A 13,154-nucleotide genomic window follows, 5' to 3' on the forward strand; every position below is an offset into this window, starting at 1 on the left:
TATCTAATTGATTGAATAATGCCTAAGTATATCTCCTTTTTATACGTGTTTGCTTTGATTAAGAAATACAATTCACAAAAAATACCAGCCATTTTTCACCTGGCACTATTGCTAGCTTTTTCTACTCAATTATTTGCTCAAAAGGCACATAAGGCAATCTTCATTATTGCCGATGGAATACCTGCTGATGTGATTGAAAAATTACCTACACCTGCACTGGATGAAATTAGCAGGCAGGGAGGCTACACCCGTGCCTACGTAGGTGGAGAGAAAGGAGGTTATTCCCAAACACCCACCATTTCAGCAGTGGGTTACAATAGCTTGCTTACTGGCACCTGGGTTAATAAACACAATGTATGGAATAACGATATCAAATCACCCAATTACGCCTACTGGAATATTTTCAGGCTATTAAAAAATCAATATCCCCAAAAGAAGACCGCTGTTTTCTCTACATGGCTTGACAACAGGACCAAATTAGTGGGAAGTAAAGTGAAAGAAGCAGATAACCTGGAACCCGATTTTCATGTGGATGGATTAGAGTTAGATACTGTCAAATATACCCATGATACCGCAGGCTATTTCTACCACCTTATAGATGAAGCGGTTACAGATAGTACTGTTTCCAACATTAAAGAAAAGGCCCCTGACCTGACATGGGTATACCTTGAATATACGGACGAAATGGGCCACCGACATGGAAATAGCAAATACCTGGACAATGCCGTTCTGATGCTTGATAAGCAGGTCCATAGAATATGGCAGGCTATTCAATATCGCCAGCAAAATTTCAAAGAAGATTGGGAACTTTATATTACCACTGATCATGGAAGGGATTCAATTGGTTACAATCATGGAGGGCAGAGTCCAAGAGAAAGAACTACATGGATCGTTACCAATGCAAAGGGTTTGAATAAAAGGTTTACAAAAGAACAACCAGCTATTGTAGATATCATGCCGTCTTTAGCTAGGTTCTTACAGATCAACATACCCCATGAACAGTTAATGGAAGTAGATGGTATTCCCTTGACAGGTAAAATATCGGCAACCAATGCCAGGGCTATCCTCATCAAAGATAAGATCAGGGTTAGCTGGAAGGCAATTGACAGAAGAGGGAAAGCAAAGATTTGGCTGGCCACCACGAATTCCTTTAAGACAGGTGGCAGAGATAAATACCAACTGGTGGCAACCATACCTGTAGGTGCACAAAAGGCAATAGTTGACGTAAAGAATACCCCTTCCAGTTTTTATAAAATAGTCATTGAAATGCCTTTTAACATGTTGAACCGATGGATAGTGATTAATAAAAAATGAAGCAATGAAGAGTAAGTTTCACATCACCTTTTTAAGCATCGCTGTTTTATGTTTTAGCACATCTCTCTATGCGCAAAAAACCAAACAGGCAGGTGGACGCACCTATCCTGATTCCATTGCACCTGTGGGGATCATTAAAGGATTGAATGACGACCAATTACTGGAAGTAGTACAAAAGCAAACATTCAGGTATTTCTGGCATGGGGCTCACCCGGTGAGCGGGCTGGCGCTTGAAAGAAGCAATACGGTTCTGGCTGAACATTACTGGGACTATATTAATGAAGCCTGGGGAGAACCCAATTTCAGTAAAACACCTTTTGGCCCTGACGCTGGAGCTATAGGCGGAACAGGGTTTGGTATCATGAGTACAGTGGTAGCTGTTAGCCGGGGCTGGATAGGGCGTGATACCGCTGTGAGACGATTGATAAAAATTGCTGACTTCCTCATCAAGGCTGATTGTTACCATGGTATCTACCCGCATTTTATGAATGGAAGAACGGGAAAGACCATTCCCTTTGACAGGCTGGATGATGGGGCTGACATTGTTGAAACCTCCTATCTGCTCATGGGGTTTTTGTGTGCGAGAGAATACTTTAATAGTAGTGATCCAAGGGAAGTGTATTTACGTAACCGCATCAACCAGATGTGGGGTGCCGCCAATTGGAACTGGCATACAAAAGGAGAAAATAAGTTGTATTGGCACTGGAGCCCTAATAACGATTTCGACATGAACTTTCCTGTGTGGGGATGGAATGAATGCCTGATCACATATATCATGTCGGCTTCTTCACCTAACCATTCCATTTCTAAAGATGTATACAACGGATCCTGGGTAGGAAGTCCTGGCTTTAAAAACGGAAAGGAATATTATGGATTCAAACTCCCCCTGGGAAATTATGATAAGGACAAGGGCGGACCATTATTCTTTGAACAATACACCTTCCAGGGTATTGACCCAAATGGACTAACAGACTCCCTGGGTAATGACTATTTTATGCAGGGAAAAAACCACACCCTCATCAACAGGGCTTATTGTATTGAAAACCCCAAAAAGTATAAAGGTTATAGTGAAACCTGCTGGGGATTAACGGCAGGTGATAGTTATAAAGGCTATGTAGCCCATAGCCCGGAAAATGATCTCGGAGTGATTCAACCTACAGCAGCCATTTCCTCAATGCCCTATACACCAAAGGAAAGCATGCACGCATTACGGTATTTCTATTATGGGCTTGGCAATAAGATCTGGAGCAAATATGGTTTTGTTGATGGTTTCAGCATTCATCATAACTGGTATGCAAAAAGCCACCTGGCCATTGACCAGGGGCCAATCGTAGTGATGCTTGAGAATTACAGGACTGGATTGATTTGGAAGCTTTTCATGCAAATACCTGATATCCAGAATGGTTTAAAAAAATTGGGCTTTACCAGTAAATGGTTTAAAGAAAAATAGTGGCTGAACTTATTTTACAACACTAAACTTATTTCGTATGCATGATAAAATTTCAAGGGAAAGGTTTTTAAAAATGACCGCCCTTGCTGGTGCGGGGCTGTTGGTATCTTCCCTGGAAAGCTGGGCTGTGGCAACGAACGCCAAAAAGATCAAGGTTGCGGTAATAGGCTGTGGAAGTGTAAGTAACAGGTACCTGCCACAATTACTTTCCTCCTCAATGATTGAAGTAGTCGGCCTTTGTGATATCAAATATGATCGTGCTCTTGCCCAGAACAAGCAATACAAGGTGAATGCAGCCACCTACCCTCATATTGACGCCATGTTAAAAGGTGTGCCTTTTGACATGATGGTTACACTAACTGATATGCAGGTTCATGGAGACCTGAATAAAAAGGCATTGCAGGCAGGGAGGCATGTGTGGAGTGAAAAACCCATGGCCAATACTTATGCCGAAGGCAAGGCATTGCTTGACCTGGCGAAAGCCAAAAAACTACACATTTGGGGTGCCCCGGCTGTAGTAAACAGCCCGCAGTTTGCATTTATGAGCAAGACTATACAAGCAGGTAAATTAGGACGCCTGGCAAGTGCCCATGCCCCGGGTGGTCGGCTTTCTTTTACGAAAAAGGTGGTGGCAGCATGCCAGACCTTGGTGTGTATAATATGGCCACCCTAACAGGGTTGCTGGGGCCTGCTAAGGCTGTAATGGCCATGACAAGCATTATTACACCCGAGAGAACTGTGGATGACAAAGGAAAAATAAAAGTAGAAGCAGAGGATAATGCACATCTTCTTTTAGAACATGATAAAGGAGTGATTAGTCATGTCATGTGTGGGTTCAATTTTTTTGACACACACGGTCATGAGGCTAAAGATCAGAAACTGCATTCAATACAGATTTTTGGGAACAAAGGGAATATGCGGCTGATAGGTTATGATTGGGAAACAAATGGTGTTGTTCTTGACAATTCAGAAACAGAACCGCCGCAATTGCTGGAAACAGAAAAAGGCGGATATGAATGGCAGGAAGGCGCAAGGGTAACCGGAGAAAGTATTGTAACGGGAAAAGAACCACGTATCAATGTAGAACATGCTTTACATGTATTGGAAATAATTGAAGCAGCCAGGAAATCATCTGACACAGGCATGAAAATAAAATTAAAAAGCAGGTTTCCATGGCCAATGGTTTAACCAATCATTTTCGATCAACCAATAAGGATTAATTTTATAAACCCTTAAAACACCAGCTATGTCAACTTTTCAACTCTCCAGCCGGCAGATCAGTGATTACCATCGTGATGGTTATGTAATTATCAAGAGTTTCCTTGCTGCCGATGAAGCCAATAAATTGTATAAGATCGCAACCGGTGACGAAACCATGCGGCAGCATGCCTTTGACTTAAATGACCAGTCAGGAAAAAAAACTAAACTAACCTTATGGTACACCCCGGGTGACGATGCTTATGGCTTGCTTACCAGGAGCAGGAAAATGGTTGAATCTGTAGATAAGCTACTGGATGGTAATGCTGCAGTTTGTCATTTTCACTCTAAACTGATGCAAAAGGAACCACGCGTTGGTGGCGCCTGGGAATGGCACCAGGACTATGGATACTGGTATAAGAACGAGTTTTTATTTCCCGACCAAATGATGTCGGTGATGATCGCCATCACAGAAGCCAACAAGGCAAATGGATGCCTGCAGGTTATAAAGGGATCTCATAAAATGGGTCGGTTAGAACATGGTTTTGCAGGAGAACAGGTGGGTGCTTCGCAACATTATGTTGACCTTGCACTGAAAACAATGGAACATGTATACGTTGAGTTGTCTCCGGGAGATGCACTGTTCTTTCACAGCAACCTGCTGCACAGGTCGGAAGCCAATCTTTCAGAGAAGCCACGCTGGTCACTGATAAGTGTGTATAACAGGAGCAGTAATGTGCCTTATAATGAGCCTTCCCAATCAAGTACAATACCCCTCCAGGTAGTGGAAGACGAAGCTATGATGGAAAACCACAGTGCCGCTATGGTAAGTACAAATTTCCTTGATAAGGAAAAAGACGAGGCATTGAAATAAAATGGCTCCATACAATATGAACTTATTTTCCACTTCGCCCATCTGGCCACATTACGGTCTTGCCTTTATAAGGGTGTTTGTTGGCGCATTTATGGTATACCATGGATGGGAAGTATTTGATGATGAGAAAATGAATACCTACCTGCAATGGGATCAATTTAAAGATGCCACTGCAGTTAGCAGGATCTATGTGGGAAAGAGCGCAGAGTTAGCCGGTGGATTATTGCTATCTGCAGGATTATGGACAAGAGTGGCCTCATTGCTTATTGCTGTTACCATGTTCTATATCACCTTCTTTGTAGGCACAGGAAAAATTTGGTACGAAGATCAACATCCCTTTATGTTTGTATTACTGGCCCTGGTATTCTTTTTCATAGGGCCGGGAAAGTATAGCTTAGATCATTTGCTCTATAACAAAAAACAGGCAGCATGAACGCAAAACCGGTAAGAATGCATATACAGCTAAGGTTCTTTTTATACATCCTGTTTTTCTTACCTTTTAGTGTGATGGCCCAGGACACTTCCTTATATAAACACCAGTATTATATTGACAAAAAAGACACCATGCCCTACAGGGTGTTATTGCCTGTTGATTATAACCCGTCCATTAAGTATCCTTTGATCTTATTCCTTCATGGTTCAGGAGAAAGGGGAAATGATAATAAGTCACAGTTGATCCATGGCGGGGAGTTTTTTTTAAGAGATTCCATCAGGAACCAGTACAAGGCTATAGTGGTATTTCCTCAGTGCAGCAGGAACAGCTATTGGAGTAATGTAAACATCATTTCAGACACCATACAAAAAACACGGTTTTTTAATTTCCAGGAAGATGGGGAGCCTACAAAAGCCATGACCTTATTATTGGGCTTAATAAAGCAACTTTCTAAAGAATATCGCCTGGATGAAAGCAAGCTGTATGTGGGTGGATTATCCATGGGTGGCATGGGAACTTTTGAACTGGTAAGAAGAAAACCAAAACTTTTCGCAGCAGCTTTTGCCATTTGCGGAGGTGCCAATGCCTCCAGTGCAAGTGAAATGAAGAATACTGCATGGTGGATCTTTCATGGTTTAAAAGACAATGTTGTAGACCCGGTTCACAGTAAGATCATGGCAGCAGCATTAAAAGCGGCTGGTGCTGAGGTAAGGTTAACTTTGTACCCCGATGCCAATCACAATAGCTGGGACTCGGCCTTAGCAGAAAAAGAATTGTTGCCCTGGCTTTTCTCTCATCATAAATAAGCACTATGAAGAAATTTACCCGCTATCTCTTATCGCTCTTGTTTATTATTCCTGGCAAAAATGAATTGTTCGCCCAGGCAAATCAAAAAACCTTTTGCAACCCCATTAATATTGATTATGGCTATACGCCCATACCTAATTTCAGTGAATGGGGAAGACACAGGGCAACGGCAGACCCTGTGATCGTTAACTACAAAGGAGACTTTTACCTGTTTTCTACCAACCAGTGGGGATATTGGTGGAGTCATGACATGCTCAAATGGAATTATGTATCCAAACGATTCCTCCGACCCTGGAATGAAGGATATGACGAATTGTGTGCACCCGCAGTAGGGATCATTGGCGATACCATGCTTGTATTCGGATCTACCTATACCCGTCAATTCACTATCTGGATGAGTACCAATCCTAAGGCTAATGAATGGAAACCTCTTGTGGATTCATTCGATATCGGGGGATGGGATCCTGCATTTTTCACAGACACTGACGGCCGGTTTTATATGTATAATGGAAGCAGCAATAAATATCCTTTATATGGCGTGGAATTGAATAGAAAAACCATGCAGCCGATAGGAACAAGAAAAGAAATGTACCTGTTGGAACCGGACAGGTATGGATGGCAAAGATTTGGAGAATACCTTGACAATACATTCCTTGATCCTTTTATCGAAGGTGCCTGGATGACCAAACACAATGGAAAATATTATTTACAATATGGAGCTCCCGGTACAGAATTCAGCGGCTATGCAGATGGTGTAGTTGTCGGCCCGGAACCATTAGGTTATTTCACTCCACAATCAGACCCACTCTCCTGGAAAGCTGGTGGGTTTGCCCGCGGAGCAGGACATGGTTCTACTTTCACGGATAATCAAAACAACTATTGGCACATATCTACCATCTCTATTTCAGTGAAGAATAATTTTGAACGCCGACTGGGCATATGGCCTGCCGGCTTTGATAAGGATGATGTGATGTGGTGCAATACAGCCTTCGGTGATTATCCCCATTGGGCACCCTACCAGGACAAAGCAGAACATGGGGGATTCACAGGGTGGATGTTGCTGAATTATAATAAACCGGTACAGGTATCATCCACACTCGGCAGCTACTATCCCAATAATGCCGTTGATGAAAACATCAAATCCTATTGGAGCGCCAGGTCAGCAGACAAAGGAGAATGGATACAAACAGATCTTGGTGCAATGTCTACAGTAAATGCCATACAGCTAAATTATGCTGACCAGGATGTAGATTCCTCATTCCTGGGAAAGTCATTGAATGTTTACCACCAATATAAGATCTATGAGTCCAATGATGGTAAAAAATGGCAGCTATTGATAGATAAAAGCAAGAACAGGACAGATGTGCCACATGATTACATTGAACTATCCAAACCTGTACAAACAAGATTTCTGAAGCTGGAAAATATACATATGCCCACGGGCAAATTTGCTATCAGTGGCTTCCGGGTTTTTGGGAAAGGGCCAGGAAATATTCCTGATACAGTAAAAAGTTTTATTGTATTGAGAACTGAAAAGGACAAACGAAGTGCCTGGATCAAATGGGAGCCGGTAAATAATGCCTATGCTTACAATATTTATATGGGCACAGCTCCTGATAAATTGTATAATAATATCATGATCTATAATGCCAATGAATATTATTATAAGGGTATGGATAGAACGAAGCCTTATTATTTCCAGATTGAGGCCATCAATGAAAATGGGGTATCACAAAGAACAAAAGTGATGCGTGTTGATTAATCTTAAATAGCAGCGTATGATAAGAATTATGAAATTCCTGATCGGCTTAATGATCCTCGCAGGATGCAAGGAAACTGTAGTGGCCCAGGTACCGTATCAAAATGATATCCAGGCATTCAAAAGAGCTGATAGCATTTCTGCACCTCCCCGCCATGCAATCGTATTTGTTGGCAGTTCTTCTTTTACCAAGTGGACGAATGTATCTGATTATTTCCCTGGCTATACTATTATCAACAGGGGTTTCGGTGGTTCAACACTACCGGATGTTATCCATTTTGCACCTGAGACCATTTTGAAATACCATCCAAAACAGGTAGTTATTTATTGTGGTGATAATGACCTGGCTTCTTCAGATGCAGTAACGCCACTAATGGTATTAAGCAGGTTTAAGACATTGTTTAATATCATCCGCAAGAATGAACCGAAAGCAAATATTGCCTATGTATCTATAAAACCCAGCCCCAGCCGTGTGCATCTTATGCCAAAAATGAAAAGGGCCAATGCCATGATCAAAGCATTCCTGGCAAAACAAAAAAACAGCGCCTTTATCAATATTTATGATGCCATGCTCGGGGCTGACCATAAACCGAGGAGTGATATCTTTATTGAAGATAATTTACACATGAATGAAAAGGGCTACGCCTTATGGCAGGAAATAATTAAACCATATCTTTTAAAATAAAGCAATGAAAGGATTCAAAATAATAGCAGCAGCCTTGTTGCTGTTCGCAGCTAATAGCGCCAGCAGCCAGGCTAAGAGTAATATCGGTGATACTAAAATGAACAGCTTTGTCAAAAACCTGATGAGCAAAATGACCCTTGATGAAAAGCTGGGTCAATTGAACTTACCGGGGGCCGGAGATATTACAACAGGCCAGGCCAGCAGTTCTGATATTGCCGGCAAGATCAAGGCTGGCAAGGTAGGTGGATTGTTCAATATTAAAGGGGTAGAAAAGATAAGGGAAGTGCAAAGAGTGGCCGTAGAAGATAGCCGCCTGAAGATCCCCCTCATATTTGGAATGGATGTCATCCATGGCTACCAGACGGCCTTCCCTATCCCGTTGGGTTTGGCCTGTACCTGGAACATGGATGCAATAGAAAAATCTGCAAGGATAGCTGCCACTGAAGCCAGTGCGGATGGAATTTGCTGGACGTTCTCTCCTATGGTAGATATTGCCCGTGATCCGCGTTGGGGACGTATTGCGGAAGGAAGTGGTGAAGACCCTTACCTGGGTTCTGAGATTGCAAGGGCAATGGTAAGAGGTTACCAGGGCACGGATCTTACAAAGAACAATACCATCATGGCCTGCGTCAAGCATTTTGCATTATATGGTGCAGCAGAAGCAGGACGCGATTACAATACTACGGATATGAGTCATTTCCGCATGTACAATGAATACCTGCCACCTTATAAGGCAGCCATTGATGCCGGAGCCGGAAGTGTGATGAGTTCTTTTAATACAATCGACGGAATACCAGCCAGCGCCAACCGTTGGTTGATGACTGACCTTTTACGTAAGCAGTGGGGATTCAAAGGATTCGTGGTTACAGATTATACTGCCATCAATGAAATGATTGATCATGGCATGGGTGACCTCCAAACTGTTTCTGCATTGGCACTTAAAGCCGGAGTTGATATGGACATGGTGGGTGAAGGCTTCCTGACCACATTAAAAAAATCATTAAAAGAGGGAAAGGTTACCCAGCAGGAAATAGATGTAGCCTGCAGGCGTGTGCTGGAAGCTAAATATAAACTGGGCCTGTTTGATGATCCTTACAAATACTGCGATGTTCAACGCTCCAAAACCGAGATCTATACACCCCAAAACCTGAAAGATTCCAGGAGCATAGCCGCTGAAAGCTTTGTGCTGTTGAAAAACCAAAACAATGTGCTGCCTCTTAAGAAATCCGGTACTATTGCATTGGTAGGCCCATTGGCAGATGCACGTGAGAATATGCCTGGTACCTGGAGTGTAGCCACGGACTTCACCAAGCCTATTACTGTATTAGAAGGACTTAAAAATGTGGCAGGGAATAATGCCAAAATACTTTATGCAAAAGGTGCCAACCTGGATGCGGATAGTGCATTCGTTGAAAGAGCTACCATGTTTGGAAAAACACTGAAACGCGATACCAGTTCTGCAGCAACCTTACTACAACAGGCACTTGACATTGCAGCACAGGCCGATGTTATTGTAGCAGCTGTAGGTGAAGCGGCAGAAATGAGTGGAGAAAGTTCCAGCCGTTCCAATATTGATATACCCCAAACACAAAAAGACCTTTTAGCTGCGTTGTTAAAAACAGGTAAACCTGTAGTATTGGTATTGTTCACCGGTAGACCCCTCACCATCAAATGGGAATCGGAGCATGTACCAGCCATACTGAATGTTTGGTTTGGAGGCTCTGAGGCAGGCAATGCCATTGGTGATGTATTGTTTGGTGATGTGAATCCATCCGGGAAACTGACAACAACATTCCCTCAGAATGTAGGTCAGATACCCATTTATTACAGCCATATGAATACAGGCCGTCCCCTTGAACAGGGAAAATGGTTCCAGAAATTCAGGTCCAATTACCTCGATGTTTCCAACGAACCCGTATATCCCTTTGGTTATGGATTAAGCTATACCAGTTTTAATTATAGCAATATCACGCTAAGCAAGGATCAAATGCACCCTACGGACAAAATCACAGCCTCTGTAACGGTTACCAATACGGGAACTAAAGAAGGAAAGGAAGTAGTGCAGTTATATATCCGTGATTTGGTGGGTAGTGTATCCCGCCCGGTAAAAGAACTGAAAGGCTTTCAAAAAATAAGCCTCAAACCAGGTGAATCCAGGAAAGTAAGTTTTACTATTGGAGTAAATGACCTCAAATTCTATAATAGTGATCTGAAATGGGTTTCAGAACCTGGAGACTTTAAAGTATTCATTGGTACCAATTCATCAGATGTGAAAGAAGCTTCTTTTAAATTGTTGGCTAAATAAGATCATAAACCTATTTCAATAATGCCCATTCCTGATAAGAATGGGCATTATTATTTTCAATCTATATGTCCTGATATTAATAAGAATAAAATAACTGGAGAAAAAGTGAAGAGTTTTTTCTGCATTAACTACCTAGGCTATGAATGGATTCTATTACTTCCAGGGGCATGGAATAATGCCAGTGGCTGGCTTAGTTCCCCGTAGAATGACAGATACCTCAAACGTATTAGGTTTGCGGGTAGCCTGGTTGAGTTTTGAAACAGTAAGATCATAGCTTACACCAAACTGCATATCCTTATAGGCAAGGCCTACATACGGCACAATGGCATTCTTTGACCAGTACCATACGCCTGCTGTGATTAAAGATTCATTTTCATCTTCCAGGTAATAACCTACAGCCCCACCAACAGAGAAATACTTTGCCTGGTCCTGGAACTGGTAAATGCCATTGATATTAAGCACTGTTCGCTCATCAAGGAAAGTTTCATAATTGGCATGACCCACTTTGCGGATGGCCAATACCTGTTTATCATCCTCCAGGAAGGTTTGCTTTGGCTTATTCACATGAAAAGCTGCTACTCCAAAATCAAGGTTACTGGTTTCATTACTGATGCTATAGGTAAGTCCTGCACTTAAAGAAATGTACCCCTTCATATTGGCAAGGGCCGCCTCTCCTGTAGGCAGATTTGTATTAAATCCATACCCTGTAAACTGCTCTTCCCAATCCAGCCGGCTAAAGTCAACAGTGCGGTGACCATAAATACCGCCGAAGCCAATTCCCAATTTGTGCTTATTGCCTGCATCTATGAGTTTGATCCGGTAGGAAATATCCAGTGATCCATAAATACTTTTGGCTATTCCCCCCATGGCCCTGTCAAACATCAACATCCCTCCCACTCCCATCACATTTCCCTCTTCAACCCCAGACATCTTATTTTGCATCACCTTTCGGTCATAGGAAATAGAGCCGGTCATATAGGGACTGGCAGGTCCTATCCACTGGTCCCTGAGATTGGAAACCATGCGCCAGTCAGCATTAATATTGGCTGTTAATGCAGGATTGATATTAAGCGGAGAAGAGAAAAACTGGGAGAAGCTTGGATCCTGGGCATAGCTTTTCCCGGCCCCAAGGGCCCATATAAAAGCTGTCAATACCAGGATCTTTCTCATATACAATTTTACCTCATTAATATGGAATTACCACTCCGTTTATAATGTTTACCATCTTCACCTCTTGCTTCCAATGTCCAGGTATACACATCCTGCACCTGTGCCTTGCCATTAAATATACCATCCCAACCCTTACCTATCTCATTGGTCTCGAACATCAACTGACCCCAACGATCAAATATCCTGAAATAATAGATCTCGGCTATGTTTACACACAGTGGTCGCAACACATCATTATGCCCATCTTTATTAGGACTCCATGCTTTTGGAACAAATATATCGGAGCGGATCAATTGGCCCTGGTCACGCATAATGACGAGCACCGTATCTATCACTTTACAGCCATTGTCAGGCGTAAGGGTAATGGTATACTGCACTGAATTGTCATAATTAAATACCGGATCAATTACATCCGTACGGTTCAATCCAACAGGAGGGTTCCACTGGTAAGTATAGTTACTTCCCAGGTTTCTTGCCTGCAATGGAGTGGCTGTGTTGGCCGTAGTTGTCACATTCGGATACCTTATACCTGATTGCTGCGTTTGAACAGTGATCGTTATGGCACTGTTAGGTGCGTTATTACTGCACTTGGCATCTGTAACACTCAATAAAGTATACGTAGTGGTTGCCGTTGGTGATACAGTTAATTCATATGGCGAAGCAGCTATATTGTTGATCACATGATTGGTTACACCATCAGAATATACAACCGTCCACGGAGCAGAACCAGTTAATGTTATGGCCAGGGTTGTGCTGGCTCCTGCGCAAATTGGATTGCCTCCACTAACTGTTGCAGTTGCCAGAGGTGTGGTTACAAGGTTTAATGTCACAACCGAATCACAACCTGCCGTGTTTTTAAGTGTGGCATTATAGGTACCTGCCTGCATAATATTCTGACCATTCCAGACGTAAGGAAGGCTATTGGCGCAAACGGTTACGTTATCTGTGTTGCCGGTAATTACCTGTGCTATTTCCAGTACCAGTGAAGCAACCGAATCACAACCTGCTGCATTGGTAGTAATGTAAGTATATGTACCTGCCTGGGTATATTGTTTTCCATTCCACGTATAAGGCAATTGGTTAGGACATACTGTAACTGTTGTAATGGATGTAGTCAATTGTTTGATGGTTAAGTGCAGCGTTACCGTATCCTGGCACTG

Annotated in this window: 12 protein-coding genes; 10 read left to right on the plus strand and 2 right to left on the minus strand. The window is 42.6% G+C overall.

Annotated elements, in window-relative coordinates:
* Positions 1–18: 18 nt before the first annotated feature.
* From BUA53_RS11125 to bglX, 10 genes are read left to right on the plus strand one after another with little or no spacing between them, the layout of a single operon-like run.
* A complete protein-coding gene (locus BUA53_RS11125; protein ID WP_084079996.1) occupies positions 19–1,314 on the plus strand; it encodes an alkaline phosphatase family protein in 1,296 nt (431 codons plus the stop codon).
* Positions 1,315–1,318: 4 nt separating this feature from the next.
* The gene (locus BUA53_RS11130; RefSeq protein ID WP_072835446.1) at positions 1,319–2,764 is read left to right on the plus strand and encodes a glucoamylase family protein; all 1,446 of its coding nucleotides are present in this window, start codon (positions 1,319–1,321) and stop codon (positions 2,762–2,764) included.
* 37 nt (positions 2,765–2,801) lie between these two features.
* Positions 2,802–3,437 (plus strand): Gfo/Idh/MocA family protein, encoded by a 636-nt coding sequence (locus tag BUA53_RS21440; RefSeq protein WP_217652981.1) that lies wholly within the window; start codon positions 2,802–2,804, stop codon positions 3,435–3,437.
* A complete protein-coding gene (locus BUA53_RS21445) occupies positions 3,401–3,952 on the plus strand; it encodes a Gfo/Idh/MocA family oxidoreductase (RefSeq protein ID WP_217652982.1) in 552 nt (183 codons plus the stop codon). Before BUA53_RS21440 ends, BUA53_RS21445 begins: the two co-directional genes overlap by 37 nt.
* A gap of 58 nt (positions 3,953–4,010) precedes the next feature.
* A complete protein-coding gene (locus BUA53_RS11140; protein WP_072835447.1) occupies positions 4,011–4,835 on the plus strand; it encodes a phytanoyl-CoA dioxygenase family protein in 825 nt (274 codons plus the stop codon).
* A 16-nt stretch (positions 4,836–4,851) separates the two neighbouring features.
* Positions 4,852–5,268 carry a DoxX family protein gene (locus BUA53_RS11145; protein ID WP_072835466.1) on the plus strand — a complete coding sequence of 139 codons (417 nt, stop codon included), beginning with the start codon at positions 4,852–4,854 and terminating at the stop codon, positions 5,266–5,268.
* Positions 5,265–6,074, plus strand: coding sequence for a carboxylesterase family protein (locus BUA53_RS11150; protein WP_217652983.1), 810 nt, complete (start codon positions 5,265–5,267; stop codon positions 6,072–6,074). Before BUA53_RS11145 ends, BUA53_RS11150 begins: the two co-directional genes overlap by 4 nt.
* A 5-nt stretch (positions 6,075–6,079) precedes the next feature.
* Positions 6,080–7,837, plus strand: a complete 1,758-nt coding sequence (locus tag BUA53_RS11155) for a family 43 glycosylhydrolase (RefSeq protein ID WP_084079998.1) — start codon at positions 6,080–6,082, stop codon at positions 7,835–7,837.
* A 28-nt stretch (positions 7,838–7,865) separates the two neighbouring features.
* On the plus strand, positions 7,866–8,519 hold the full coding sequence (locus BUA53_RS11160; RefSeq protein WP_072835469.1) for a GDSL-type esterase/lipase family protein: 654 nt from the start codon (positions 7,866–7,868) through the stop codon (positions 8,517–8,519).
* Positions 8,520–8,523: 4 nt separating this feature from the next.
* Positions 8,524–10,824, plus strand: a complete 2,301-nt coding sequence (gene bglX / locus BUA53_RS11165; RefSeq protein ID WP_072835448.1) for a beta-glucosidase BglX — start codon at positions 8,524–8,526, stop codon at positions 10,822–10,824.
* A 153-nt stretch (positions 10,825–10,977) separates the two neighbouring features.
* On the opposite strand, the gene BUA53_RS11170 is transcribed toward bglX, so the two are convergent.
* Together BUA53_RS11170 and BUA53_RS11175 are read right to left on the minus strand one after the other, a co-directional pair.
* Positions 10,978–11,994, minus strand: coding sequence for a PorP/SprF family type IX secretion system membrane protein (locus BUA53_RS11170; protein WP_072835449.1), 1,017 nt, complete (start codon positions 11,992–11,994; stop codon positions 10,978–10,980).
* Between the two features lie 8 nt (positions 11,995–12,002).
* On the minus strand, positions 12,003–13,154 hold a 1,152-nt coding region (locus BUA53_RS11175), incomplete at its 5' end, for a T9SS type B sorting domain-containing protein (protein WP_139256413.1).

The sequence above is a fragment of the Flavisolibacter ginsengisoli DSM 18119 genome, from assembly GCF_900129295.1.
Classification (GTDB): Bacteria; Bacteroidota; Bacteroidia; order Chitinophagales; family Chitinophagaceae; genus Flavisolibacter; species Flavisolibacter ginsengisoli.

Excerpts from the sequence above, each read along its gene's own strand:
- BUA53_RS11125 (WP_084079996.1), top strand. The coding sequence starts at position 19 with ATGCCTAAGTATATCTCCTTTTTATACGTGTTTGCTTTGATTAAGAAA.
- BUA53_RS11130 (WP_072835446.1), top strand. The coding sequence starts at position 1,319 with ATGAAGAGTAAGTTTCACATCACCTTTTTAAGCATCGCTGTTTTATGT.
- BUA53_RS21440 (WP_217652981.1), top strand. The coding sequence starts at position 2,802 with ATGCATGATAAAATTTCAAGGGAAAGGTTTTTAAAAATGACCGCCCTT.
- BUA53_RS21445 (WP_217652982.1), top strand. The coding sequence starts at position 3,401 with ATGCCAGACCTTGGTGTGTATAATATGGCCACCCTAACAGGGTTGCTG.
- BUA53_RS11140 (WP_072835447.1), top strand. The coding sequence starts at position 4,011 with ATGTCAACTTTTCAACTCTCCAGCCGGCAGATCAGTGATTACCATCGT.
- BUA53_RS11145 (WP_072835466.1), top strand. The coding sequence starts at position 4,852 with ATGAACTTATTTTCCACTTCGCCCATCTGGCCACATTACGGTCTTGCC.
- BUA53_RS11150 (WP_217652983.1), top strand. The coding sequence starts at position 5,265 with ATGAACGCAAAACCGGTAAGAATGCATATACAGCTAAGGTTCTTTTTA.
- BUA53_RS11155 (WP_084079998.1), top strand. The coding sequence starts at position 6,080 with ATGAAGAAATTTACCCGCTATCTCTTATCGCTCTTGTTTATTATTCCT.
- BUA53_RS11160 (WP_072835469.1), top strand. The coding sequence starts at position 7,866 with ATGAAATTCCTGATCGGCTTAATGATCCTCGCAGGATGCAAGGAAACT.
- bglX (WP_072835448.1), top strand. The coding sequence starts at position 8,524 with ATGAAAGGATTCAAAATAATAGCAGCAGCCTTGTTGCTGTTCGCAGCT.
- BUA53_RS11170 (WP_072835449.1), bottom strand. The coding sequence starts at position 11,994 with ATGAGAAAGATCCTGGTATTGACAGCTTTTATATGGGCCCTTGGGGCC.